20 protein-coding genes are annotated in these 22,476 nt (G+C 62.3%); 6 read left to right on the top strand and 14 right to left on the bottom strand.

From position 1 onward, the window contains the following. Positions 1 to 105 precede the first annotated feature (105 nt). The gene (purH, locus tag NA8A_RS12695) at positions 106 to 1,722 is read right to left on the bottom strand and encodes a bifunctional phosphoribosylaminoimidazolecarboxamide formyltransferase/IMP cyclohydrolase (RefSeq protein WP_009450708.1); all 1,617 of its coding nucleotides are present in this window, start codon (positions 1,720 to 1,722) and stop codon (positions 106 to 108) included. A gap of 125 nt (positions 1,723 to 1,847) precedes the next feature. Continuing rightward, complete coding sequence (locus NA8A_RS12690; RefSeq protein WP_009450707.1) at positions 1,848 to 2,291, bottom strand: MarR family winged helix-turn-helix transcriptional regulator; 444 nt, start codon at positions 2,289 to 2,291, stop codon at positions 1,848 to 1,850. Between the two features lie 213 nt (positions 2,292 to 2,504). On the opposite strand from NA8A_RS12690, the gene NA8A_RS12685 reads away from it, so the two are divergent. Continuing rightward, on the top strand, positions 2,505 to 4,976 hold the full coding sequence (locus tag NA8A_RS12685; protein WP_051018006.1) for a membrane-bound PQQ-dependent dehydrogenase, glucose/quinate/shikimate family: 2,472 nt from the start codon (positions 2,505 to 2,507) through the stop codon (positions 4,974 to 4,976). 243 nt (positions 4,977 to 5,219) lie between these two features. Then, a complete protein-coding gene (locus NA8A_RS12680; RefSeq protein WP_040672578.1) occupies positions 5,220 to 5,933 on the top strand; it encodes a DNA helicase in 714 nt (237 codons plus the stop codon). Positions 5,934 to 5,987: 54 nt separating this feature from the next. On the opposite strand, the gene NA8A_RS12675 is transcribed toward NA8A_RS12680, so the two are convergent. The 3 genes from NA8A_RS12675 to htpX all read right to left on the bottom strand — a co-directional run bounded on the left by NA8A_RS12675 (position 5,988) and on the right by htpX (position 10,322). Beyond that, positions 5,988 to 7,709: a heparinase II/III family protein gene (locus tag NA8A_RS12675; RefSeq protein ID WP_009450704.1), complete on the bottom strand. Its 1,722-nt coding sequence runs from the start codon at positions 7,707 to 7,709 to the stop codon at positions 5,988 to 5,990. Between the two features lie 220 nt (positions 7,710 to 7,929). Then, on the bottom strand, positions 7,930 to 9,315 hold the full coding sequence (locus NA8A_RS12670; protein WP_009450703.1) for an RsmB/NOP family class I SAM-dependent RNA methyltransferase: 1,386 nt from the start codon (positions 9,313 to 9,315) through the stop codon (positions 7,930 to 7,932). Then, complete coding sequence (htpX, locus tag NA8A_RS12665) at positions 9,306 to 10,322, bottom strand: zinc metalloprotease HtpX (protein ID WP_009450701.1); 1,017 nt, start codon at positions 10,320 to 10,322, stop codon at positions 9,306 to 9,308. Before htpX ends, NA8A_RS12670 begins: the two co-directional genes overlap by 10 nt. Positions 10,323 to 10,384: 62 nt before the next feature. On the opposite strand from htpX, the gene NA8A_RS12660 reads away from it, so the two are divergent. The 3 genes from NA8A_RS12660 to NA8A_RS12650 all read left to right on the top strand — a co-directional run bounded on the left by NA8A_RS12660 (position 10,385) and on the right by NA8A_RS12650 (position 11,596). Next, positions 10,385 to 10,663, top strand: coding sequence for a DUF1674 domain-containing protein (locus tag NA8A_RS12660; protein ID WP_009450700.1), 279 nt, complete (start codon positions 10,385 to 10,387; stop codon positions 10,661 to 10,663). 160 nt (positions 10,664 to 10,823) lie between these two features. Continuing rightward, entirely contained in the window at positions 10,824 to 11,264 is a 441-nt protein-coding gene (locus NA8A_RS12655) for a thermonuclease family protein (RefSeq protein ID WP_009450699.1), read from the top strand. A gap of 65 nt (positions 11,265 to 11,329) precedes the next feature. Continuing rightward, positions 11,330 to 11,596, top strand: a complete 267-nt coding sequence (locus NA8A_RS12650) for an excalibur calcium-binding domain-containing protein (protein WP_009450698.1) — start codon at positions 11,330 to 11,332, stop codon at positions 11,594 to 11,596. A 439-nt stretch (positions 11,597 to 12,035) separates the two neighbouring features. Here NA8A_RS12650 and NA8A_RS12645 read toward each other — a convergent pair whose 3' ends face one another. The 8 genes from NA8A_RS12645 to NA8A_RS12610 form a co-directional block, all read right to left on the bottom strand. Next, a complete protein-coding gene (locus NA8A_RS12645) occupies positions 12,036 to 12,443 on the bottom strand; it encodes a F0F1 ATP synthase subunit epsilon (protein ID WP_009450697.1) in 408 nt (135 codons plus the stop codon). 94 nt (positions 12,444 to 12,537) lie between these two features. Beyond that, positions 12,538 to 14,112: a F0F1 ATP synthase subunit beta gene (gene atpD, locus NA8A_RS12640; protein ID WP_009450696.1), complete on the bottom strand. Its 1,575-nt coding sequence runs from the start codon at positions 14,110 to 14,112 to the stop codon at positions 12,538 to 12,540. Between the two features lie 80 nt (positions 14,113 to 14,192). Further along, the gene (locus NA8A_RS12635; protein ID WP_009450695.1) at positions 14,193 to 15,077 is read right to left on the bottom strand and encodes a F0F1 ATP synthase subunit gamma; all 885 of its coding nucleotides are present in this window, start codon (positions 15,075 to 15,077) and stop codon (positions 14,193 to 14,195) included. 12 nt (positions 15,078 to 15,089) lie between these two features. Further along, positions 15,090 to 16,619, bottom strand: coding sequence for a F0F1 ATP synthase subunit alpha (atpA, locus tag NA8A_RS12630; RefSeq protein WP_009450694.1), 1,530 nt, complete (start codon positions 16,617 to 16,619; stop codon positions 15,090 to 15,092). Further along, entirely contained in the window at positions 16,619 to 17,149 is a 531-nt protein-coding gene (locus NA8A_RS12625) for a F0F1 ATP synthase subunit delta (protein WP_375295341.1), read from the bottom strand. Before NA8A_RS12625 ends, atpA begins: the two co-directional genes overlap by 1 nt. 255 nt (positions 17,150 to 17,404) lie before the next feature. Then, positions 17,405 to 17,797: an AGROH133_08824 family phage infection protein gene (locus NA8A_RS12620; RefSeq protein WP_009450691.1), complete on the bottom strand. Its 393-nt coding sequence runs from the start codon at positions 17,795 to 17,797 to the stop codon at positions 17,405 to 17,407. Between the two features lie 87 nt (positions 17,798 to 17,884). Then, positions 17,885 to 18,361 (bottom strand): hypothetical protein, encoded by a 477-nt coding sequence (locus tag NA8A_RS12615; protein WP_143087985.1) that lies wholly within the window; start codon positions 18,359 to 18,361, stop codon positions 17,885 to 17,887. A gap of 55 nt (positions 18,362 to 18,416) precedes the next feature. Beyond that, entirely contained in the window at positions 18,417 to 20,603 is a 2,187-nt protein-coding gene (locus tag NA8A_RS12610) for a primosomal protein N' (protein WP_009450689.1), read from the bottom strand. Between the two features lie 93 nt (positions 20,604 to 20,696). On the opposite strand from NA8A_RS12610, the gene fsa reads away from it, so the two are divergent. Continuing rightward, positions 20,697 to 21,350 carry a fructose-6-phosphate aldolase gene (gene fsa / locus NA8A_RS12605; protein WP_009450688.1) on the top strand — a complete coding sequence of 218 codons (654 nt, stop codon included), beginning with the start codon at positions 20,697 to 20,699 and terminating at the stop codon, positions 21,348 to 21,350. Positions 21,351 to 21,463: 113 nt separating this feature from the next. Here the strand turns inward: fsa and NA8A_RS12600 are convergent, their stop codons facing one another. Further along, positions 21,464 to 22,375, bottom strand: a complete 912-nt coding sequence (locus tag NA8A_RS12600) for a 1-acyl-sn-glycerol-3-phosphate acyltransferase (RefSeq protein ID WP_009450687.1) — start codon at positions 22,373 to 22,375, stop codon at positions 21,464 to 21,466. Between the last annotated feature and the right edge of the window lie 101 nt (positions 22,376 to 22,476).

Here is a 22,476-nt window from a genome sequence, read left to right as displayed (position 1 = left end):
GTCACTGTCAACAGGGAGCAAACGGCCAAACACACACGAAAAATGAAAACCGCCCCGCTTTCCTTTCCGGGAAAACGGAGCGGTTAAAACAATGACAATTGTTTGTCAGTGACGGAAATGGCGCATGCCGGTCATCACCATGGCGATGCCATGCTCATCCGCCGCGGCAATGACTTCCTCGTCGCGCATCGAACCGCCCGGCTGGATGACCGCCGTGGCGCCAGCTTCCACCGCCGAAAGAAGACCATCTGCGAAGGGGAAGAAGGCATCAGACGCAACCACCGATCCTTTCGTCAGCGGCTCGGCGTAACCGCCGGCCTGTGCGGCGTCTTCCGCCTTGCGGGCGGCGATGCGGGCTGAATCGACACGGCTCATCTGGCCCGCGCCCACCCCAACGGTCGCGCCGTTCCGCGCATAGACGATGGCGTTCGATTTCACATGCTTGGCCACGCGGAAGGCGAAGATCAGGTCGGCCATTTCCTTTTCCGTCGGCGCACGCTTCGTCACCACCTTGAGATCGAGATCGTCCACCACGCCATTGTCGCGCGACTGCATCAGGAGGCCACCCGCAACGCTTTTCACGAAAAGGCCCGGCGCGCGCGGATCAGCAAGGCCGCCCGTCACCAGAAGGCGCAGATTCTTCTTGCTGGCAACGATGGCGCGGGCTTCCGCGCTCGCTTCCGGCGCGATGATGACCTCGGTAAAGATCTTCACGATCTCTTCGGCGGCCTCCGCGTCCAGGGCACGGTTCAGCGCCACGATGCCGCCAAAGGCCGAAACCGGATCGCAGGCCAAAGCCTTCTCATACGCCTCGCGCAAGCTTCCGCCTTCGGCAACACCGCAGGGATTGGCATGCTTGATGATGGCGACGGCGGCAGAGCGCTCCGGTGCGAACTCGGACACCAGCTCAAAGGCGGCATCCGTATCGTTGATGTTGTTGTAGGAAAGCTGCTTGCCTTGAAGTTGGGTCGCCGTGGCAACGCCAGGCCGCGCTTCTCCGGTCACATAGAAGCCCGCCTTCTGATGCGGGTTCTCGCCATAACGCATCACTTCCTTGAGCTTGCCGCCCACGGCGCGGAAAGCCGGGCTTTCGACCTGAAGCGTCTCGGCGAACCAGCCGGAGATCGCGGCATCGTATGCGGCGGTGCGCGCGAAGGCCTTCGCCGCCAGCTCCTGACGAAGGCGATAGGGTAGATTTCCGTCGTTCTCGGAAAGCGCTTCCAGAATACCCGCATAATCGGCGGGTTCTGTCACTACGGCCAGATAGGCGTGGTTCTTGGCCGCCGCGCGCAGCATGGCCGGACCGCCGATATCGATATTCTCGACCGTGGTCGCATAATCGCCGCCGCCGAAACGGACTTCCTCGAACGGATAGAGATTGATCACCAGAAGGTCGATCGGCGCAATGTCATGTTCCTTCATCGCGCGCGCATGGTCTGCATCGTCGCGAATGCCCAAAAGACCGCCATGCACACCCGGATGCAGCGTCTTGACGCGGCCATCCATGATTTCGGGAAAGCCCGTCAGTTCCGACACGTCGCGAACCGGAATACCTTCCTTGGAAAGAGCCGCAGAGGTTCCCCCGGTCGACACGATCTCGACGCCCCGCGCAACGAGAGCACGGGCAAAATCGACAATGCCGGTCTTGTCGGAAACCGACAGGAGGGCGCGCTTGACGGGAACGAGATCGGGGGCGGGAATGTTTTTCGCGGCAACAGACATGGCTGGCGGCTCCGGCTTCAGGAAGGAATGGAGGGGAGGTACCGGCAGGCGTCCGGCAAATCAAGCGCGCAGCACTTCCGCAGGCCATTTTGCCGGGCTTTTCCGCGCATTCTGCCCGCAAAGTCTCAGATATGTTCCAGGGTGGCCTCCAGCTGCTCCAGAACAGCAGAAGCCCTTGCCAGTTCGCTTTCCTCGATGCCTGCAAGCAGCTCCTCGCGCAGATCATCAAGCACGGCCATGATGCGCTCCATGCGGGCTTCGCCCCGTGCCGTAAGCTGAAGTATCTTGGCGCGGCGGTCACTTGGATCCTCGCGCCGTGTAACGAGCCCTTCGGCAAGAAGCACATCGACAAGCCGTACCATGGAAGGGCCTTCAAGCCCCGCCATTTCCGCCACGACGCCCTGCCGGGCCTCACCGCCCATCCGCCAGAGAGCAAGCAGCGGCGCCGCCGTTGCATGCGACACCCCGTAATCGTCAAGACGCTGATTGGCGGCCCTGCGCCAAAGCCGGCTCACATTCTGGATGCGTTGTCCGAGACGCGCCCGGCCTTCGTACTCGCTGTGTGACATTGATTATTGTTCATATATTATCTATTAATATGCAATCGAATTGTCGCGCCGAGCGGTCAGCCTCGCCATATTGATCAGCCCGCTTGATCCCGTTCCCCGCGAAATCGACTTCTCCCATGGAGGATTTCATATCCCCTTGCGCGGGAAAGCAACAGCCTGTCGCGCGGTTCCCTGAAACAGGATCCGGCGAAAAGCACCAACGAGGAATTTCTCATGTCTAGCAATACGACACCGACGCGGAAGGCCGGATGGTTGCTGCCCGTCGTCGGCGTGATCATTGCCTTGATCGGCTTGCCCCTTGTGTGGGGCGGTGTCGAGCTCGCCGGCCTCGGCGGCTCCTGGTATTACGTTCTTGCCGGCATCGGCCTTGTGCTGACGGGCATTCTCTTTTTCATGCGCCGCAGCGCCGGCGTCTGGCTTTATGCGCTCATTTATCTGGCAACCATCGCCTGGGCGCTGTGGGAAGCCGGCCTTTCGTTCTGGCCGCTCGTTCCCCGCCTCGTTGCCCCCACGGTCATCGCCGTTGTCGTGGCACTTTGTGTTCCGCTTTTTGCCGGCCGGGGCAAAACGTCAAAGGGACTTCCCTTTGCCGTTGCAGCACTTCTGGTCGCCGGTCTGGCTGCAACCGGTTTCTATGCCTTCAAGCCGCATGGCCTGATCCGCAACGAGATTGCCAGCGACACCGTGCCGCCGGCTGGCCTTACGGCTTCCGACGATACAGACTGGCGCGCCTATGGCCGCACCTCTCGCGGCACGCGTTTCGCTCCCATCGACCAGATCAACGCGGACAACGTGAAGGACCTGGAAGTCGCCTGGACCTTCCGCACCGGAGATGCGCCCGATGCCATGGCGCAGGACCAGAACACGCCCCTTCAGGTCGGCGACACGGTCTACACCTGCTCGCCGCACAACATCGTGCACGCACTGAACGCAGAAAACGGCGAACCTCGCTGGACCTTTGATCCCAAGGCCAGCGCTCCCTTGTGGCAACGCTGCCGGGGCGTGAGTTACTACGAATCCACGGCCGATGCTCTTGCGGCAGCGGCCCCCGCACCGCAGACGGCTGCCCCCGCGCAAGACGCGGGCGAAACTGCCGCTCCCGAGGCCACAGCACCTGCCATCCCCGCCGCACCGGCGCAAACGGCTGAGGCATCCGTCTGCGCGCAGCGCATCGTGATGACCACGATCGATGCCCGCCTGATCGAGATCGATGCCAGGACCGGCGAACCCTGCCCCGATTTCGGCGACAACGGAACGGTGGACCTGAAACAGGGCATGGGCGAGGTGAAGGACGGTTTCTACTTCCAGACCTCCGCCCCCACCGTGATGCGCGATCTGGTCATGATCGGTGGCTGGGTCTGGGACAATGTCGAGACGGGTGAGCCTTCCGGCGCCGTTCGCGCATTCAGCGCCGTCACCGGTGAACTGGTCTGGGCCTGGGACCTCGGCAATCCATCGATCACCAAGCTCCCGCCCGCCGGCGAAAGCTACACACGCGGCACGCCGAATGTCTGGTCGACGCCCGCCTTCGATGCGGACCTCGGCCTCGTCTATCTGCCTACGGGCAATGCGACACCCGACTTCTTCGGCGCACACCGCTCGAAGGCGGCGGAAGAATACAGCGCCGCCGTGGTCGCGCTCGATATCGAGACGGGCCGCGAGCGCTGGAAATTCCAGACCGTTCATCACGATATCTGGGACTATGACGTTCCTTCGCAACCGGCGCTTTATGATGTGCCCGACGGCAAGGGCGGTCGCATTCCCGCTTTGATCCAGGTTACCAAGCGTGGCCAGATCTTCGTGCTGGACCGCCGCGACGGAACACCGATCGCCGAAGTCGAGGAAAAACCGGTCCCGCAGGATGGCGGTGTACCGGAAGACTTCGTTGCACCCACCCAGCCATACTCGGTCGGCATGCCGGCCATCGGCACCGAGCCTTTCACCGAAACCCGCATGTGGGGCGCCACGCCCTATGATCAGCTCTATTGCCGCATCGAATTCAAGAAGATGCGCTATGAGGGCGAGTTCACGCCTCCTGGAACCGACAAGAGCCTGATCTTCCCCGGCTACTACGGCGGCATGAACTGGGGTTCCGCTTCGGTGGACGAGGACAACGACATGCTGATCGTCAACGACATCCGCATGCCGCAGTTCATCCAGCTCATCCCTCAGGACCAGGTGGAAGCACGCGGCGGCTCGGCCGCCCATGACGGCCTTTCCACACAGAAGGGCACGCCCTACGCGGCCTGGAAGAACGGCTTCATGTCCCCGCTCGGCGTTCCCTGCCACCAGCCGCCTTACGGCACGATCACCGGCATTGACCTGAAGTCGCGCCAGATCGCCTGGCAGGTTCCCGCCGGCACGCTGCAGGACACCGGCCCGCTCGGCATGAAGACCGGTCTGCAGATCCCCATCGGCATGCCCTCGCTGGGCGGACCGATGACGACCGCCGGCGGCCTCGTCTTCTATGCGGGTACGCAGGACTATTACCTGCGCGCCTTCGATTCCCGCACGGGCGAGGAACTCTGGAAGGGCCGCCTCCCCGTGGGTGCGCAGGCCACTCCGATGACCTACGTATCGCCGGAGACCGGACGGCAGTTCATCATCGTTTCGGCAGGCGGAGCACGCCAATCGCCGGACCGTGGCGATTACATCATCGCCTACGCGCTGCCCAAGGCGAACTGACCCGTATCCGGCGCCAGCTGCGCTGCGATTGAAGATCGACCGCCCGCGAAGAAATTCGCGGGCGGTTTGCTTTATGGGCTGGCGGAATTCGTCTATCCTTTCGATTCTGGCGCGGCCCGCGTCTCCCCCCTCCACTGGGAAAGCAAAAGGCATGCAGGGCGCATTCGAAAAACCGAACCGACTGTCCGGGCAGGAACGCATGAGGAGGGGTTGCGGCATTCGCCCGCCACAGGAGGTTTGCCGATGAAACTGTCCGCGCCCGTCTATCACCTTAAACGCCGTGCCAGAGACCTTGCCCGAAAGGACAAGCTCCCGCTCTCCGGGGCGCTTGACCGCATTGCCCGCGAAGAGGGTTTTGCCCGCTGGAGCCTTCTCGCGCAGAAGGCCGCCACTGTCTCGCCCGCACAAAAGCTCTTCTCCCGGCTCGTTCCCGGCGATCTTCTTCTCCTGGGTGCGCGCCCGGGGCAGGGCAAGACCCTGATGAGCCTGGAACTTGCGGTTCAATCCATGAAGGCAGGCAACAGGGCCTTTTTCTTCACGCTGGAATATTCCGGTTCCGACGTGCTCGCCCGCTTCCGGGCACTGGACATAGACCTAGCCCCTTTCAAGGAGCTTCTCACCCTCGATACGTCCGACACCATCAATGCGGAACATATCATTGCCGCGCTCGCCGATGTCCCTCGGGGAACAATCGCCGTAATCGACTATCTGCAACTGCTCGACCAGAAACGGGAAAACCCCGACCTCATGAGCCAGGTCACGGCATTACGGTCCTTCGCCCGCGAACGCGGGGTGACCTTCGTCTTCATCACCCAGATCGATCGCAGCTACGACCCGTCCAGGCGGGCATGTCCGGGGCTGGATGATGTGCGATTGCCAAATCCGCTCGATCTCAGGCTCTTCGACAGAAGCTGTTTTCTGCACGGCAGCGAAGTACGCTTTCAGTCGGTGACCTGACCGCCCATCATTGCCAGGACGAGCGCCTGTCTGCCACTGGCCGAGGAGAGGCGCTCAACCTTCACCGTTGATGGCGTGGGTCCGGCGCAGCCGCCATCGTATATCGGGATACTGTGCCGGATCGGCATAAAGAACGATCTGCCGGCTCTTGCGGGGGCCGCCCAGTCCCGCGAAGAAAATGGATTCTTCCACCACCGGCTCCACATCGTCCGAAGTGAACAGCCAGGTGTCCGTCGCTTCTCCCGTCAGGATCAACCGGCCTTCGGGGTCGCGGTAGATGTCGATGTCGGGATGCACATGAAAGCGCAGCGCCGCCATGTCCTTGCCCTCGGCGAGTGTCCGCGTTCCGTCGGGTTTGCGAATACTGTCCATGCCCTCCAGAAGGTTTCCTCCCGCAGAGAGGCTGAGACGGCGTTGATGCATCAGTCCGAACCGCGCCACATAACCATCATGGCTCGCCGCGAAACGATGTTCGCCATCGCCATCGTCGCGCTGGCACTCCACCTTGCGCGGTCCGGAAAGAAGAGGCGTGCCGATCAGGTCGCTCCATTGCGGCGACAAGCTGAAACGCGCCTGCGACGTGTCGTTGAGTGTCATCGTGGAATGCGCGGCTGTCGTGCGCGCCAGTGGACGGAAACTGTCATCCCCGAAACAGTCCACCCCGCTGTTGACGATGAACTGGTGCCGCCCGGACGACATCTCGAAGGAGAGGCACCCCGCATGCGCGAAATGTGAAAGATCGTTCGGCGGCGGCGGCGCCGTATCGGCGATCACTGTAGTGGAACCGAGCGCCAGGCGCTCATAGCCCGAGTGCGGCGCATGGAGAAGCGGCGCGCCACCGGTGTCGTCATATCGCAGGATCGCCGCCACACGGTCGTGCAAGGTGATCCCCATACCATTGAAGCGCGCGATGCTGCCATCGCGGTGGCGGAAGAAGCGCAATGCCGGAAGCATGCGCTCCACCGCGTCGATCAACGCCTGCGGCGGTTGCTCCGCCTGGTTGGCATAGGTGTGTCGTAACGGAAGAAGATCGGCAAGAAGCTCCAGAACCGCACGGGGATTGCGCGAGACATGCCCGCCATCCGGCAGAATCTGCCGCTCCAGCTCATAAACGAGGTTGCGGCTGGCCGCCTTGAGCGCTGCCGCGGGTGCGGGCAGAGAAAGCGCGCAGAAAGCGAGTGCAACGCGAGCGCGCAGCCTTTCCTCGCCATCCGGCATTTCCGACGCAACGCTGCGCAGATAGCGCATCTGCACCGCAATGAGCTTGAGAAACTGACGGTAGAAGGAGAGTTCGGCCCCTTGCAGCACGACGGAGGAATGCTGCAGCCATGAGATAATGCGACGCGCCGTGACGGCAGGGTCCCAGGGCAGCCCGGCGATACGCTTGCCATGAAGCGATATCCAGTCTTCGACCAGGGCACGCGCATTGGCCGCCGCGAGCTCGCTGTCGGCGGCGCGCATGTGCCTCAGCCATCGGAAACCGTGCAGGGACTCCTGCCAGGCGCGATTCTGCACCGGCACGAGGAATGGCGACTGTCCGCGCGTTTCGACAAGCTGTCCGGCAAGCAGGAATTGCCCATGATAGATGTCGCGCGCCACCTGAGGATCCGCAAGACGCAGATCCGGCGGCGCGATGAGCACACGTTCAGGCGTGCGGCCGGAATAACGCCAGCGATAGGACGGACCCGCGCGCAAGCGCCGCCGCAGGCGCGTCCAGGCCTGCCGCGTGACAAGTCCCCATAGCTGATAGGGGGAATGCCCCCTCACTGTGTCCACAGGCAGCGATCTTCTTCCAATACCGATACATGAACGACCCTCGCGAAAGCCGGCCATGCCACCGCTTGGCGCCCTCGCACTCTGGCCAACGGTGAAAAAGCCCCCGTGCCGCATGCTTTCAGGCCGCGCGAGAGTCTAGTTGATTCAAAGGCTTGTGCGAAGTCGAAATATTATCTCAAACAGCGGCTTGAAAACAAGCCCGACAAACGCAGCCGGCAACTCAGCTTTTGCGAACAAGCCGTGCGGCAAAGAATCCATCGAGCCCCCGCATTTCCTCGCCTTCACCGAAGCGGTCCGCCGGCGTGGTCCGCAGCATTCCCTCTTTTGTGATGAAGGGTGCGATACCGGGGATTTCGTCGGACCCGACGGGATCGAGCATCACCTCCGGTGTCTGCGCCAGAAAGCCGGAGAGCATGGCCTCCCCCTCCGCCGGATCGAGCGAGCAGTTGGAAAAGACGATGCATCCGCCGGGCTTCACCAGCTTGACCGCATGGTCGAGCAGGGAACGTTGCAGAGCTGCGAGCTTGTCGATGTCTTCAGGCGATTTGGTCCAGGGCACATCCGGATGCCGCCGCACTGTGCCCGTGGAGGAACAAGGCGCATCGAGCAACACCGCATCGAAGGGCTGGTCCGGTTCAAACTTGCGAATGTCCGTCTCCACCACCTCGGCAGACAATCCCAGACGGTCGAGATTTTGGCGCAAACGCCTCAGCCGGCTCGCGGAGAGATCGGCCGCCGTCACCAGCGCACCCGCATGCGCCAGCTGCGCGGTCTTGCCGCCGGGTGCGGCACAAAGATCGGCAACTCTTTTGCCCTTCACATCGCCAAACAGCCGTGCGGGAAGGCTGGCAGCCATATCCTGCACCCACCATTCGCCCTCTGCGAAGCCGGGCAATTGATCGACCGAATGTTCAAGCTTCGAGACCCGTACGGAGCCGGTCGGCAGAACAAAACCGCCAAAAGCCTCCGCCCAACGCTCGGGATCATTCTTGACGGTAAAGTCCACCGGCGGCTCAAGCCTGTGCATGGCAAGGATTGCTGCCGTCTTCTCCGCGCCATAAGCCGCCTCGAGCCGCTCGGCAAACCAATCGGGCGCTTCCCGCGTCTGCGCGAGAGCGGCTGGCAGCGCCCGCGCCTTGACGCGGATGAGATTGCGCAAGACACCATTCACCAGCCCTGCGAAACGAGACAGGCGCGGATCGCTTTTGGCCTGCGCGACGGCAAGGTCGACGGCAGCGCTGTCAGGCACGTCGAGAAAGAGGATCTGCGCTGCCGCCACATGCAAGGTGTGCGACAGGGCACGCGCATTGGCCGGCAATGGGCGCTCCAGCCGCTTTGCCAGCAACGCCTCGACGGTCGCCCGGTGCCTGAGCGCACTCATGAGGATTGCCCGGACCAGCGCCCGGTCACGCGGCTCGAGCGCGCGGAAATTCGGTTGTCCATGCGCCGGATCGGTCAATCCGTCGAGGGATGCCTTCGCATCGACCACGGCAGCGAGGAGCTTCGCGGCGACACGACGAGCAGCCAGGCCAGGTTTTTCCGGCTCCTGTTCTGCTGCGCTGTGTTTGTGAACGTCCGGCCGTCGCGCGGAGCGGCTCACGACCAAGGGCCTTTCGACCCGTCGCCCGCATCCCGCCCCCAACGCGGCTCACTGGCTTTCTTGGAAGGTTCCCGTCGAGGCTCGGCCGGTCGTGCGCCCCAGGGTCCCGCGGCCTCGTCCGCCCTTGCTTCGGGCGCTTGCCGCGGTGTGGAGCGAGGGGCTGCGGCGCTCATATGCTGGGCCATGGCTTCAAGCGCCGCAACGCGGTTTTCCGTGTTGGGATGGGTCGAAAAGAGATTGTCCATTCTCTCGCCGGAGAGCGGATTGATGATGAAGAGATGCGCCGTGGCGGGATTGCGCTCCGCATCCGGATTGACGATCTCATGCGCGCGGGCGGCGATTTTCTTCAGCGCGGAGGCGAGCCACAGCGGATTGCCGCAAATTTCCGCACCACGCCGGTCGGCCGAATATTCACGGGTGCGGCTGATCGCCATCTGCACCATCATGGCGGCGAACGGCGCAACGATGATGGCCACCAGCACGCCGATGAAGCCGAATGGATTGTTGTTGTCGCGGTTGCCGCCGAGGAAGAAGGCGAAATTGCCAAGCATCGAGATCGCGCCGGCGAGCGTTGCCGTGATCGTCATCGTGAGGGTATCGCGGTTCTGAACATGCGCGAGTTCATGCGCCATCACGCCCGCGACCTCCTCATAGGAAAGACGCTGCAAAAGGCCGGTCGTGGCCGCCACGGCAGCATTCTGCGGATTGCGGCCCGTCGCGAACGCATTCGGCTGGTCGTTCTGGATCAGATAGACACGCGGCATGGGCAAGCCGGCGCGCGCGGCGAGATCCCGCACGATGCCGAAATATTCCGGTGCGGTCCGCTCGTCGATCTCGACAGCATGGTGCATTCTCAGCACCATCTTGTCGGCGTTCCAATAGCTGAAAAGATTCATCGCGGCGGCAATGAAGAAGGCGATCATCATGCCGCCGGTACCGCCGATCAGATAGCCCACCCCCATGAACAGGGCCGTCATCAGGGCCAGAAGCATCGCTGTGCGTATCATGTTCATTGTCGTAACGGGCTCCAAAATTCCGCGTCATCGCGTCTTCAAGCGCGCGACCAATCGATTATATGATGGGTAACGCGCTGCGTGTATTCAATATTCCTGTTTCGGAAGGAAGATCGATCGTGAGCGAAGACACGGAAAATCCCGCATCCGCTGCTTCATCCCCTGCCCCGGCGAAGACACTTTCGGCTGCCGCAAGGCGCGCGCTTGCAGAAGCGGAGGCGCGACGCGAAGACTACAAGCGCCAGGCCGATGCAAACCCGAAGGAACTCGGCGGCCGGGGCGGCCATGACCCCGCACGCTATGGCGATTGGGAAGTGAAGGGCATCGCGACGGATTTCTGAAGCGCCCGACGGTTCTGTTCAGCGGCTCTCTCCGTTTTACGAAAACGCTGCACCGTCTCACCTTTGCGTTCTTCCGCTTGCACGCCGACATCAGGCATTCCCGCCGCCTCACAAACCTTGATCGCTTGCCTTGGTCTCATTAGAGGAATATATTCCTCTAATGATCCGTTGTGCCTTCATTGCTCTATTCAGTCTTCTGCAAATCCCGACGCCGGTCGAGGCAGGCCGTCGTGATATCGTTTCCGGCCCTGTGCAGGTGCGGGTTCTTCGCGTGATCGACGGCGACACGTTCGTGGCTGAAGCGCATATGTGGCCGGGTCAGCATATACAGGTGAGCGTGCGTCTGCGCGGAATAGATGCTCCCGAAATGCGAAGCAAATGCCCTGCTGAACGAAATGCCGCCCGCAAAGCAAGGGATGCACTCACCTCCCTGCTGGAAGCAGGCGAGGTATCGATCAGCGCCATCAGCGGCGGCAAATATTATGGTCGTGTGCTGGCCGATGTCCGCACGTCGGATGGCCTGGACATAGGCAGGAGGCTTCTGGAAACAAGGCTGGTCGCAGCCTATGGCGGCGGCCGGCGGATATCGCTTTACTGCTGAGCGCCGCCCAGGAGTTGCACGGCTAATTACCCTCGCCCATAATACCCCCTGGATAGGGGTATCCAATGGGCAGGGGATTTTTCATCTTTATTGCGGGCCTGGCTCTGTTTGGCGCTGACAATGGCATTGCGCGTGACGCAAACGTCGGTCAGTCCCTTGTCATTGCGCAGGCTCGGCGCACCTGCAAGACGGTCAGCTCCTGCCGGGAAGCGGTCATCATGTGGCGCGAGGGCTACAGCAGGGCCGATGCCGACAAAGACGGCATCCCTTGTGAGAATGTCTGCCCCAACAAGAAGCTCGTCGATGAAATCCGGGCGGAAATCGGCTGTTGAGAGGCGTCGACGCCAAACAAAAGGCCGCTTCCGAAGAAGCGGCCCCGTGTTTTCATGTTCCCGCACGGCTCTGACCGACCTTACAGGCAAAGGCAGGCCGCGCTTCGTGCCTTCAGCGGAGAGACTGCTCTCCGTGAAGGCAATCCGTCGAAACCGCGCTGGAACGGAAATCACTCGACATTGGACCACCTCCTTTCGGTTTGTTGAACTCAGCCCCGATATGGTCATGCCTTAAGGGCGGTTCAAGCCCCGGCACCTTTACGAGCGAAATCTCTCAAGAAATCATCCGGCTTTGAAACAGAAAAGCCGGGCCATTGGCCCGGCTTGCAGGATTTTGCAGTCAGGCGGTGCCGCCAGACACCCGCATGAATGCAGAAAATAAAGAGATAGAATGAAACGCCGATCCGCTCTAAGTGTCCCCCGACACTGTCTCTGAAAATCAGGCCGGAATGATCGCGCCTTCCAGCGTGGTCAGCTGGTGGAGGAAATCTTCAGCCCGTAGCCGGGTCTCATGATCCTCGGCATCGGCCACGTCCTCGCGCGCATCCTGAATGCGGCGCGCAAGGTCCTCGCGATTGATGTCATCGACATGTACAGCCGATTCAGCCAGGACCGTGCAACCTTCCGGCAGGATGTCCGCGAAGCCACCGAACACCACATAGCGTTCGGTACCGCCACCGGCAGCCTTCACCGTCAGGACGCCCGGCTTGACGCTGGTCATCGTCGGAGCGTGATTGGCCATCACGGTCAGCTCACCCTCGGTGCCGGGGATGACAACCGATTCGACTTCCTGCGAGACGAGGAGCCGCTCGGGCGAGACCAGATCGAACTTGAAAGCGTCAGCCATGTTTAACCAGCGGACAGCGAATTGCCTGCGACGAAGGAGACTTCGTATCCGGCATCACCGCAATTCCTGTCCACTACTCCCTATTCGCTTCGGATCAGGCCGCTTCAGCAGCGAGCTTCTGTGCCTTCTCGACGGCCTGCTCGATGGTGCCGACCATGTAGAAGGCAGCTTCCGGCAGGTGATCGTATTCGCCGTCGCAAAGGCCCTTGAACGAGCGGATGGTGTCTTCCAGCTCGACGAACAGGCCCGGCGCGCCGGTGAACACTTCAGCCACGTGGAACGGCTGCGACAGGAAGCGCTCGATCTTGCGGGCGCGGGCAACCGTGAGCTTGTCCTCTTCGGAAAGCTCGTCCATGCCGAGAATGGCGATGATGTCCTGCAGCGACTTGTAGCGCTGGAGGATTTCCTGCACCTGACGAGCCACCTGATAGTGCTCCTCGCCGACGATCATCGGGTCGAGCATGCGCGAGGTGGAGTCGAGCGGATCCACGGCCGGGTAGATACCCTTTTCCGAGATGGCGCGGTTCAACACGGTCGTCGCGTCCAGGTGGGCGAACGAAGTGGCCGGCGCCGGGTCGGTCAGATCGTCGGCGGGCACGTAAATGGCCTGCACCGAGGTGATCGAGCCCTTGGTGGTCGTGGTGATGCGCTCCTGCAGGGCGCCCATGTCGGTGGCAAGCGTCGGCTGATAACCCACGGCGGAGGGAATGCGGCCGAGAAGAGCCGACACCTCGGAACCTGCCTGCGTGAAGCGGAAGATGTTGTCCACGAAGAACAGCACGTCCTGGCCCTGGTCGCGGAAGTGCTCGGCGACCGTCAGGCCGGTCAGAGCAACGCGGGCGCGAGCGCCGGGCGGCTCGTTCATCTGGCCGAACACGAGGGCGCACTTGGAACCTTCGGTGGAGCCGTCGTTCTTCGCCGGGTCCTTGTTCACACCCGACTCGATCATCTCGTGATAGAGGTCGTTGCCTTCGCGGGTACGCTCACCCACGCCGGCGAACACGGAGTAACCGCCATGCGCCTTCGCGACGTTGTTGATCAGCTCCTGGATGAGAACCGTCTTGCCCACGCCGGCGCCGCCGAACAGGCCGATCTTGCCGCCCTTTGCGTAAGGCGCGAGCAGGTCGACGACCTTGATGCCCGTGACGAGAATCTCGGCTTCCGTCGACTGGTCGACATATTCGGGAGCAGGCTGGTGAATGGCGCGGGTGCCGTCACCCTTGACCGGACCGGCTTCGTCGATCGCTTCGCCCACAACGTTCATGATGCGACCGAGCGTGGCGTCGCCCACCGGCACCGAAATCGGAGCGCCCATGTCGCGAACGGCCATGCCGCGAACGAGACCTTCGGTCGAGTCCATGGCGATGCAGCGAACGGTATTCTCGCCGAGATGCTGGGCAACCTCGAACACGAGGCGGTTGCCCTGGTTCTCGGTCTCAAGAGCGTTCAGGATCGCCGGCAGATGATCTTCGAACTGCACGTCGACGACGGCGCCGATAACCTGACGGATGGTACCGGCAGCGCCGGTTGCCTTCTTCGCCGCACTGCCGGTCGATGCCGACCGGGTGGACGTGGTCGATGCCGACCGGGTGGAAGCCGTCTTGCGCGCCGGGGCCGCCTTCTTGGCGGCGGTCGCGGGCGCCGCCTTCGGGGTCGCTGCTTTGGCCATGTTCGTTTAACCTCTTCGGTCCGTTAGGCAATTCCAGGAAAGTGGAGACCGGCTTTCCATCCGGAATTGCGAGTCCAGGTTTAGAGCGCTTCCGCGCCCGAAATGATTTCGATGAGTTCCTTGGTGATCTGCGCCTGGCGCTGGCGGTTATAGGTGATCGACAGCTTGTCGATCATCTCGCCCGCGTTGCGCGTCGCGCTGTCCATGGCGGTCATCTTGGCGCCCATCTCGCCCGCTGCGTTTTCAAGCAGCGCACGGAAGATCTGCACCGCGATATTCCGCGGGATGAGATCGGTCAGGATCGCGGCAGCGTCCGGCTCGTATTCGTAGACCGCATCGGCGCCGCTTGCATCCGCCGCATCGCTCGCAGCCGGCACGGAGGCCGGAATGATCTGCTGCGCGGTCGGAATCTGCGACATGACCGTCTGGAACTCGGAGTAGAACAGGGTGCAGACGTCGAATTCGCCCTTGTCGAACATGCCGATCACCCGGCGGGCGATCTCATTGGCGTTCTCGAAGCCGATTTTCTTGACGTCGCGCAGGTCGACACGGTCGATGATGTTCTGCGCGAAATCGCGGCGCAGGACATCATAGCCCTTCTTGCCGACGCACAGCACCTTGACTGTCTTGCCCTGGCCGAGCAACGAACGGATGTGCTCGCGGGCAAGCTTTGCGATCTGGCTGTTGAAGCCGCCGCAAAGGCCGCGCTCGGCCGTGCAGACGACCAGAAGATGCGTCTCGTCCTTACCGGTTCCCGCCATCAGCGGCGGGGCGTCATTGCCCGAGACCGCCGCAGCGATGTTCGCCAGAACGGCCCCCATGCGCTCGGCATAGGGGCGCGCGGCTTCCGCCGCTTCCTGGGCGCGCTTCAGTTTCGCCGCGGCGACCATCTGCATCGCCTTGGTGATTTTCTGCGTCGCCTTGACGGAGGCGATCCGGTTGCGAAGGTCCTTTAGGGAAGCCATGCTCGATCGGCCTTAGACAAAGTTCTTGGCGAATGCGTCGATCTGGGCCTTGAGCTTCTCGCGCAGATCGTCGGAAAGCGCCTTTTCCTTGCGGATACCTTCAAGAACGGCCTTGCCGTCGGCGCGCAGGTGCGAAAGCAGCCCCTGTTCGAAACGGGTGACGTCCTTGAGCGACAGCTTGTCGAGATAGCCGTTGACGCCGGCGAAGATCACGGCAACCTGTTCTTCCGTCTTGAGCGGCGAGAACTGCGGCTGCTTCAGAAGCTCCGTCAGGCGGGCACCGCGATTGAGCAGGCGCTGCGTAGCGGCATCGAGATCCGAGCCGAACTGCGCAAAGGCCGCCATTTCGCGGTACTGGGCGAGCTCGCCCTTGATCGAGCCGGCAACCTGCTTCATCGCCTTGATCTGGGCGGCGGAGCCGACGCGCGACACCGACAGACCCACGTTCACAGCCGGGCGGATACCCTGGAAGAACAGGTTGGTCTCAAGGAAAATCTGGCCGTCGGTGATCGAGATCACGTTGGTCGGGATGTAGGCCGACACGTCGTTGGCCTGCGTCTCGATGACCGGCAGAGCGGTGAGCGAACCAGAGCCCATCTCGTCGTTCATCTTGGCCGCACGCTCGAGCAGACGGGAGTGCAGGTAGAACACGTCGCCCGGATAAGCTTCGCGGCCCGGCGGGCGGCGCAGCAGAAGCGACATCTGACGATAGGCGACGGCCTGCTTGGACAGATCGTCATAGGCGATCACGGCATGCTTGCCGTTGTCGCGGAAATACTCGCCCATCGCGCAACCGGCGAACGGAGCCAGGAACTGCATGGGAGCGGCATCGGACGCGGTTGCGGCGACGATGATCGAATATTCGAGCGCGCCGCGCTCCTCGAGAACCTTCACCAGCTGCGCGACGGTGGAGCGCTTCTGGCCGACAGCCACGTAGACGCAATAGAGCTTGGCGCTCTCGTCGTCGCCGTCATTGAGCGGCTTCTGGTTCAGGAACGTGTCGAGAATGATGGCGGTCTTGCCGGTCTGGCGGTCGCCGATGACGAGCTCGCGCTGACCACGGCCGATCGGGATCAGGGCGTCGATGGCCTTGAGGCCCGTTGACATCGGCTCATGCACCGACTTGCGGGGAATGATGCCCGGCGCCTTCACGTCGACGCGGCGACGCTCTTTCGCCTTGATGGGACCCTTTCCGTCGATCGGATTGCCGAGGGCGTCGACCACGCGGCCAAGAAGCTCTGGGCCGACCGGAACGTCCACGATGGCGCCCGTGCGCTTCACCGTGTCGCCTTCCTTGATGTCGCGGTCGCTACCGAAGATAACGACGCCGACATTGTCGACTTCAAGGTTCAGAGCCATGCCGCGGATGCCGCCGGGGAACTCGACCATCTCACCGGCCTGAACATTGTCGAGGCCGTAGACACGGGCGATGCCGTCGCCCACGGAGAGCACCTGGCCAACTTCTGAAACTTCGGCTTCCTTGCCGAAGTTCTTAATCTGATCCTTCAGGATTGCGGAAATTTCCGCCGCGCGGATGTCCATCAGCCGACCTCTTTCAGTGCAAGCTTGAGCGAATTGAGTTTGGTTTTGAGCGAAGTGTCGATCTGGCGAGAGCCGATCTTGACCACAAGCCCGCCGAGAATGGAGGGGTCAACCGTGAGATTGACCGCAACGTCCTTGCCGGCCACGTCCTTGAGCGTGGCTGCGAGTTCCTTTTCCTGGGCCGCGCTGAGAGCGTGCGCCGAGGTAACTTCTGCCGAGACCTCGCCGCGATCTTCTGCAGCGATGAGACGGAAGGCGCGGATCATCTGCGGAACGGCGAACAAACGCCGATTCTTCGCGACGACGCGCAGGAAATTGCCGACAAGGCCGCCGATCTTGGCCTTGTCGAGAACGGCGCCGATGGCCTTGAACTGATCGTCGGCGGAGAAAACCGGGCTCTCGACGAGGCGCTGCAGATCGGCGCTCTCGGAGAGGATTTTCTCGAAACGGCCGAGATCGGCCTCAACTGTGGAAATCGCCTTGGCTTCCTTCGCAAGCTCGAAAAGAGAGCCTGCGTATCGCCCTGCCATTCCGGAGATAATCGAGCCAGATTGTGCCACGGGATGGTCTTCTCTCACGCATGAAGGCCACAAAATTTTCAGCTGGAGCTTTTAGCTCTGGCTAAATCCTTGACCTGATTGAAATTTTCCCCTCGCAGACAGACACCATCAGCGCCCACCTGCTGGAAGCCGATTGCCGTCTATCACAGGCTTCCAAGAGTCGCAACACGCATAGCCCTCGCAGAAGGGGAGGTTTTGTCGCACTTTTGACGTATTTTGATACCGTCAGGGAATGAATCCGAGCACAAAGGCCAGAGGAAGGGTGGCCAGCACCGCCGAAAGCAGCAGGAAAATCCAGCTGTAGAGTGCACGCGCGCCATCGGAAAGCATTGAGATGATGCAGCCGAAGAAGGCCAGTGCCCAGGAAGCTCCGAGCGTCAGATAGATGAACGGCTGCGCCATCGACAGCGCAGCCATGGCAAAGCCGACATAGAAGCCGCCGATGACCGAGCGCGGCATGACCAGAACTTCGCTACGCTCGTTCTTCGCCTGCAAGCCGAACAGCCGGAGCGCCAGGCGGGGCATGAACATGACGAAAAAGCCGATCAGGCCAGTCGCGGCCGCCGATGACCAGGCCAGCCACTCGCCTGAAGATCCCGGCCAGTAAAACTCAATCATGAAGAGGCTTCCTCATACACGGTTCCGGCACCCGAATCGTGCCGCGCCAAATAGATAGACGGCCCGCAAATCAGAGGCAAACCTGAACTATACGCCGCAGTCACCCTCGAAGTTGACGCTCGCCTCCTGTTCGCCACGCTGCACGCGGATCGTACCGCTATAATTGGTGGACTCGCTTCCCTGCTCGCCTTCCTCGATTTCGAAGGTGACGGCATAGGGGTCCGCATCATGGCTTTTATAGAGACGGATTTCCGTTCCGCCCTTGCTCTTCTCCAGTGTCTCCAACCCTAGTTCGAGAAGATCGCCATTGATGCGCATGAACACGCGCTCCATCGGATCGGCCTCCGCCTCTCGCGGCAAGTTGGTGAAAGCGACGAATCGCCATGTATCCGGATCGTCGAAGTGGAAGTCCTGCCCTTTTTTGAGAAAGGTGCAGTAGCTGTCGATCTGCGGCCAATGGATTTCGTCGATGCTCAGGGCATCCTCCTGTGCGAATGCCGCACCTGCCATCAGCATCGCGGGAAGCATTGCCTTCCACAATCGTTTTGCGTTCAACGCCATCATGCGCTCCCCTTTCGGCGCTTTAGGCTCCACGCTCCATCATTCACCGATTTGCATCTTAAAGGAAGCTCTGCGGATCGATATCCACCTGGACGCGTATCGAGCCGCGCGGCCTCGGCCCTGCCGTCAGCAGCGCCCGCAGATAACCCTGCAGGTCGCAGCGCCGCGTGCCTTGCACCAGAAGACGGAAACGATGACGGCCCGCGACCAGCGCCAGGGGCGCCTCCGCCGGTCCCAGGACGTCTATCGTGTCGGAGCGCGGCGCGGCGCGGCGCAGGGCGCGGGCATGGCCTTCGGCTTCCTGCCTTGTCGCAGCGCTGACAATGATGCCGGCAAGCCGACCGAAAGGCGGCAGGCCGGCACGCTCGCGCTCGCCGATCTCGCGCTCATAAAACGCTTCGGCGTCTCCCGTGACGATCGCCCGCATCACCGGATGGTCCGGTTGGTAGGTCTGCAACAGGCCAAGGCTCTTCCGCCCCGAGCGGCCGGCGCGTCCCGTCACCTGCGCGAGAAGCTGGAAGGTGCGCTCTGCCGCTCTCGGATCGCCATTGGCAAGCCCCAGATCGGCATCGATCACACCGACCAGCGTCATGGCGGGAAAGTTGTGCCCCTTGGCGACAAGCTGCGTGCCGACGATGATGTCGGCCTCACCCTTGGCGATGGCGTCGAGCTCGAGCCGCAATCGCTTCACCCCGCCCAGCATGTCCGACGACAGGACAATGGTGCGTGCGTCCGGGAAATGCCGGTCCACCTCTTCCGCAATGCGCTCCACCCCCGGCCCGCAGGCGACGAGGTGATCGAGCGCACCGCATTCCGGGCAGGCTTCGGGGCGCGGTTCGTTGTGGCCGCAATGATGGCAGACGAGCTGCCCGCGAAAACGGTGCTCCACCAGCCAGCTGGAACAGTCCGGACACTGGAAGCGATGTCCGCAGACCCGGCAAAGCGTCAACGGCGCATAGCCGCGCCGGTTGAGGAAGAGCAGGGACTGCTCCTTTCGCGCCAGCGTCTTCTTCATTTGATCGATCAGCACCGGCGACAAAAAGCCGCCGCGCTCGGGCGGCGCCTTGCGCATGTCGATGGTGGCAAGGTCCGGCAGGGCCGCATCCGCAAAACGCGCCGAGAGCACTATACGCTCATAACGCCCCTGGTTGGCATTGACCCGGCTTTCGAGCGATGGTGTGGCCGAGGCGAGCACGACCGGGAAATTGCCGATGTGGCCGCGCACCACCGCCATGTCGCGCGCATTGTAGAAGACCCGGTCCTCCTGCTTGTAGGCGGGGTCATGTTCTTCATCGACGACGATCAGCCCAAGCTCGCGAAACGGCAGGAAAAGTGCCGAGCGCGCGCCCGCCACCACCCGCACCTGCCCCTCGGCCACCTGCCGCCAGACGCGCTCGCGCTTGCGCGGCGCAAGGTCGGAATGCCATTCGCCGGGTTTCGCCCCGAAGCGGTCCTGGAAGCGCTCCAGAAAGGCTTGCGTCAGCGCGATCTCGGGAATGAGGATCAACACCTGCTTGCCGCGCTCAAGCGCGGCCGCCACCGCCTCGAAATAGACTTCGGTCTTGCCCGAGCCTGTCACGCCGTCGAGCAGGGTCACGGTGAAAGCGTTCGCGCCGGCCTTTTCGCGCAGGCGCTCGGCCGCACGCTCCTGGTCCGCTGTTAATTCCGCACCGGCATAGGACGGATCGGGCGGCGCCACAACCGGTTGCGGCGGGATGGCGACGGTTTCGAACACACCCTGCTCGCGCAATCCCTCGATAACGCTTGCGGAAACGCCTGCCGCATGGGCCAGCCCCGCCCGCGTCCATGCCTGGCCGTCACGCGCCATTTCCAGAACCCGCGCGCGCGCTGCCGTCATGCGGTCGGGTCCCGCTCCGTCGACAAACCGCATCCCCTCGATGGGAGGCTCCGGATCGAAGGCCGCCGGCGCGCGCAGCAGCATGCGCGCCACCATGCCGGGTGGCGACAACGTGTAGGCAGCCACCCAGTCCACGAACCGACGCACCTCCTCGCCGACCGGTGGACAGTCGAACACCTCGGAAATCGGCCGCAGCTTCTTTGCCGACACTTCACCGCCCGGCCCGTCCCAGACGATGCCCGCCACCTCGCGCGGACCCAGCGGCACACGCACGATGGAGCCCGGCACGACACGCGCGCCTTCGGGAACGGCATAGGAATAGGGCCGGTCGGCCGGCATCGGCACCATGACGGGCACGACACGTTTTGCGGACGAATCTTCTCTCATTGGGCGTGACCTTGCCCTGTTCTTGCATTAGAGCAAAGACCCAACATATGGAGGGGATGAGTTCCCCCGCGTTTCCCTGCCAAGGAGTTTGCCATGAAATTCTTCGTCGATACGGCCGATGTGAACGAAATTCGCGATCTGAGCGAAACGGGTCTCGTCGACGGCGTCACGACCAACCCGTCGCTGATCCTGAAGTCGGGCCGCGACATCCTGGAAGTGACCAAGGAAATCTGCGACCTGGTCAAAGGACCGGTTTCGGCAGAAGTCACCGCGACCGACTTTGCCGGCATGATGAAGGAAGCGGAGGTCCTGTCGAAGATCGCCGACAATATCTGCATCAAGGTGCCGCTCACCATGGATGGCCTCAAGGCCTGCAAGGCGCTCACCTCCTCGGGCCGTCTGGTCAATGTGACGCTCTGCTTCTCGGCAAATCAGGCCCTGCTTGCCGCCAAGGCCGGTGCCACCTTCATCTCGCCCTTCATCGGCCGCCTCGACGACATGGGCATCGACGGCATGGATCTGATCGCCGAAATCCGCACCATCTACGACAACTATGATTTCGGCACCGAGATTCTCGCGGCCTCCATCCGCTCCGTGAACCACGTCAAGCAGGCCGCGTTGATCGGCGCCGACGTTTCCACGGTTCCCCCGTCCGTTCTCAAGGCGCTGGTCAAGCACCCGCTGACCGACAAGGGTCTCGAAGCCTTCCTCGCCGACTGGGCGAAGACCGGCCAGAAGATCGGCTGAGCAAACGACATATGTGTTGGATCGCCGGCACTGCATCGGCGATCCGGCATGAATCCTCGGGTCAAGCCCCCAACAGCATCCGCCCGGATGATCTGGACAAGGTAGCCGAGCCGTCAGCCTTCGAACATTGCGCTGGCATCCTCGCGCAGCCGGTGCACTGTGTGCTCCTGAAGGCGCGCGGCCACATCGGCCGGCTCCCCTCCTCCCAGTGCGTCCGGCTCGATGGGCTTGCCGATGATCATGTTGATCGCCCGGCCCTTCTTGTTCAGAAGCTCGTGAAACAGCGTCATGTCGCGCAATTCCGTCGAATAGCGTGACAGAAGATAGAACAATCCCGAATTGCGCGCCGTGATATTGACCGGGATGACCGGCACTTCATAGCGCCGCGCCAGCGCCACCACGGATGGCTGCCAGGGGCGTTCCGTCAGCTTGTCCTTGTTCCAGTAGGCGATACGCCCCGACGGAAACAGCACGACGGCTTTGCCGTTTGAAAAGGCCTTGGCTGTCATCTCCAGCGTATCGCGGCTCTTTGCGTGAGATTTTTCCGCCGCTCGCCATTCCACGGGAATGACGATATCGCGGAACCGCGGATTGACCCGAAGCGCATCGCGGTTGGCGAAGATCGCCAGATCCTTGCGCAGCGTTTTCATGAGATCGAAAACGGCAATCCCGTCGGCGATGCCGGTCGGGTGATTCGGCGCCAGAATGAAACCGCCCTTTGCGGGAATGTTCTCAAGTCCCTGTGATGTCACGTCGAGAGACAACAGACGGCTGATATAGGAGAACGAGTCCCAACCCGATAATTCGCCAACCTCGTCGGCCATGCGAACGGCCTGGCGATAGTGAAAAAAGCGATAGAGAAAAGGCTGGGCGAGCGGCCACAACGCTCTCTGCGAAAGATGCGTCGTGCGCTCGGCGATAAGCTGATCGACCACGTGCGGGGTATCAGCCGCGTAGAATTCGCGGCCCAGAACCCGGTTTCCAAGCACTGCGGCAACCGATGTTAATGCAGTGTGCAGGTCCATCGGCAATGTGCTCCCTGAAGCATAGTGGCTTCCCTATCAACCGCCATTCTGCCCCCGCCCTTCCTGGTCGGCTTCGTCTGCGCGGACTCGAAATCAAACGC

Source organism: Nitratireductor indicus C115, assembly GCF_000300515.1.
Classification (GTDB): domain Bacteria; phylum Pseudomonadota; class Alphaproteobacteria; order Rhizobiales; family Rhizobiaceae; genus Nitratireductor; species Nitratireductor indicus.
The sequence above is the reverse complement of the archived record's forward strand: the minus strand, read 5'-3'. Positions and strand labels throughout refer to the sequence as shown.

What these genes read in the sequence shown, in the direction of transcription:
- NA8A_RS12690 (WP_009450707.1), bottom strand. Translation starts at nt 2,291, where the DNA reads ATGTCACACAGCGAGTACGAAGGCCGGGCGCGTCTCGGACAACGCATC.
- atpD (WP_009450696.1), bottom strand. Translation starts at nt 14,112, where the DNA reads ATGGCCAAAGCAGCGACCCCGAAGGCGGCGCCCGCGACCGCCGCCAAG.
- NA8A_RS12650 (WP_009450698.1), top strand. Translation starts at nt 11,330, where the DNA reads ATGGGCAGGGGATTTTTCATCTTTATTGCGGGCCTGGCTCTGTTTGGC.
- NA8A_RS12635 (WP_009450695.1), bottom strand. Translation starts at nt 15,077, where the DNA reads ATGGCTTCCCTAAAGGACCTTCGCAACCGGATCGCCTCCGTCAAGGCG.
- NA8A_RS12660 (WP_009450700.1), top strand. Translation starts at nt 10,385, where the DNA reads ATGATGGGTAACGCGCTGCGTGTATTCAATATTCCTGTTTCGGAAGGA.
- NA8A_RS12600 (WP_009450687.1), bottom strand. Translation starts at nt 22,375, where the DNA reads ATGGACCTGCACACTGCATTAACATCGGTTGCCGCAGTGCTTGGAAAC.
- htpX (WP_009450701.1), bottom strand. Translation starts at nt 10,322, where the DNA reads ATGAACATGATACGCACAGCGATGCTTCTGGCCCTGATGACGGCCCTG.
- NA8A_RS12680 (WP_040672578.1), top strand. Translation starts at nt 5,220, where the DNA reads ATGAAACTGTCCGCGCCCGTCTATCACCTTAAACGCCGTGCCAGAGAC.
- purH (WP_009450708.1), bottom strand. Translation starts at nt 1,722, where the DNA reads ATGTCTGTTGCCGCGAAAAACATTCCCGCCCCCGATCTCGTTCCCGTC.
- NA8A_RS12655 (WP_009450699.1), top strand. Translation starts at nt 10,824, where the DNA reads ATGATCCGTTGTGCCTTCATTGCTCTATTCAGTCTTCTGCAAATCCCG.
- NA8A_RS12645 (WP_009450697.1), bottom strand. Translation starts at nt 12,443, where the DNA reads ATGGCTGACGCTTTCAAGTTCGATCTGGTCTCGCCCGAGCGGCTCCTC.
- NA8A_RS12610 (WP_009450689.1), bottom strand. Translation starts at nt 20,603, where the DNA reads ATGAGAGAAGATTCGTCCGCAAAACGTGTCGTGCCCGTCATGGTGCCG.
- NA8A_RS12685 (WP_051018006.1), top strand. Translation starts at nt 2,505, where the DNA reads ATGTCTAGCAATACGACACCGACGCGGAAGGCCGGATGGTTGCTGCCC.
- fsa (WP_009450688.1), top strand. Translation starts at nt 20,697, where the DNA reads ATGAAATTCTTCGTCGATACGGCCGATGTGAACGAAATTCGCGATCTG.
- atpA (WP_009450694.1), bottom strand. Translation starts at nt 16,619, where the DNA reads ATGGACATCCGCGCGGCGGAAATTTCCGCAATCCTGAAGGATCAGATT.
- NA8A_RS12620 (WP_009450691.1), bottom strand. Translation starts at nt 17,797, where the DNA reads ATGATTGAGTTTTACTGGCCGGGATCTTCAGGCGAGTGGCTGGCCTGG.
- NA8A_RS12615 (WP_143087985.1), bottom strand. Translation starts at nt 18,361, where the DNA reads ATGATGGCGTTGAACGCAAAACGATTGTGGAAGGCAATGCTTCCCGCG.
- NA8A_RS12625 (WP_375295341.1), bottom strand. Translation starts at nt 17,149, where the DNA reads ATGGCAGGGCGATACGCAGGCTCTCTTTTCGAGCTTGCGAAGGAAGCC.